Source organism: Geminocystis sp. CENA526 (genome assembly GCF_050753365.1).
In the GTDB taxonomy this organism is placed as follows: Bacteria; Cyanobacteriota; Cyanobacteriia; order Cyanobacteriales; family Cyanobacteriaceae; genus Geminocystis.
In genome coordinates this window covers 1-1,608 of sequence record NZ_JBLZFY010000258.1, presented here as the reverse complement: position 1 = coordinate 1,608, position 1,608 = coordinate 1, and the positions used below count along the sequence as shown (strand labels likewise).

Sequence of the window (1,608 nt, the reverse complement as noted above, 5' to 3'; positions counted from 1 at the left end):
GAGTAAGAAAATTAGAAACTATATCTCGCTCCTTATTTCCTATTTTAGAAACAGGAAAAACAACAATCAAATCTTTAATCAAATTATTAAATCCAAAGAAATAGTTTATATAAGATGAAGGTTTTAAACATAAATACCAGTGATATTTTGGGAGGTGCATCGAGGGCTGTTTATCGTTTACATCAGGGTTTAAAATTGATCGATGTAAATTCTCAAATGTTTGTACAAAGCAAGTCTAGCGATGATTTTACTGTATCGGGAAATAAAACTAAACTAGAAAAAGCTTTCGGGAAAGTAAAACCTACCCTTGATACTTTTCCTCTCAATTTTTACAAAGAAAGAGAGAAAACTGTTTTTAGTACCCAGTGGCTACCTAGTAATATTCATACTAGAATTAATCAATTAAATCCTGATGTGGTTAACTTACATTGGATTTGTGGCGGATTTATTCCCATTGAAACTTTAGCTAAAATCAAAGTTCCTTTAGTGTGGACACTTCACGATATGTGGGCTTTTACAGGAGGATGTCATTATGCAGGAGATTGTGAAGGATATTTAAACAACTGCGGTAATTGTCCTCAGTTAAATAGTAATCAATCTTGGGATTTATCCCGATGGATTTGGCAACGAAAATCAAAATCATGGAATAGTGTTAAATTAACTATTGTTACTCCTAGTCAATGGTTAGCTGATTGTGCCAAAAAAAGCTCGTTGTTTAAAAACTATAGAGTTGAGGTAATCCCCTATGGTTTAGATATAAATATCTATAAACCCATTGACAAACAATTTGCTCGAAATCTTCTCAATTTACCTCAAGATAAAAAGTTAATTTTGTTTGGGGCGATGAGTGGCACCAGTAATCAAAGAAAAGGTTTTCAATTTTTAAGTCCAGCCTTAGAAAAACTAGCTTTGAAAAATCATACAAACGATTTTGAATTAGTTGTATTTGGTGCTTCTCAACCTGCTCAAGATCCTAATTTACCTTTTAAAACCAATTATTTAGGTAGATTAAATGATGATGTTTCGATCGCACTGCTTTATTCTGCTGTTGATGTTTTTGTAGCCCCTTCTGTAGAAGATAATCTTCCTAATACTGTGATGGAATCTTTAGCTTGTGGAACTCCCACTGTAGCCTTTAAAATTGGTGGAATGCCTGATATGATAGAACATCAAGTTAATGGTTATTTAGCACAGCCTTTTGAGATAGGTGATTTAACTCAGGGTATTTCTTGGATTTTGAAAGAGAATCAAAATTATCACAAATTATCTGAAAATGCCCGAAAAACAGTTGAGGAAAAATTTACTCTTAAACTTCAAGCACGGAGATATTTAGAACTTTATCGCGGAAGTAATTAATCAACGATAATTTCCTGAATTCCCCCCTTAGTTAAGGCAGGACTGTTTCATTCTCAAGAAAAACAGAGCAAATAAAAGCAAAATAAATATATTCTTGAAAAGTTTATAATCAAAGAGTTATAGATTTTTGGAGATGTCTAATCAATACCCGACACTGTTAATTATCTTCCCCTGAAAAACTCTACTAAAGTGAGTTAATTGTTACTAAAAATATTGAGTTTTATTTGGTGTTCTCTTAACACTAAACCTTAA

The 1,608-nt window shown here is 32.3% G+C and carries 1 protein-coding gene; it reads left to right on the top strand.

Going from position 1 to position 1,608, the window contains the following annotated elements; genetic code table 11:
* Positions 1–114 precede the first annotated feature (114 nt).
* Positions 115–1,356, top strand: a complete 1,242-nt coding sequence (locus tag ACN4EE_RS23215; protein WP_431708877.1) for a glycosyltransferase family 4 protein — start codon at positions 115–117, stop codon at positions 1,354–1,356.
* Positions 1,357–1,608: the final 252 nt, after the last annotated feature.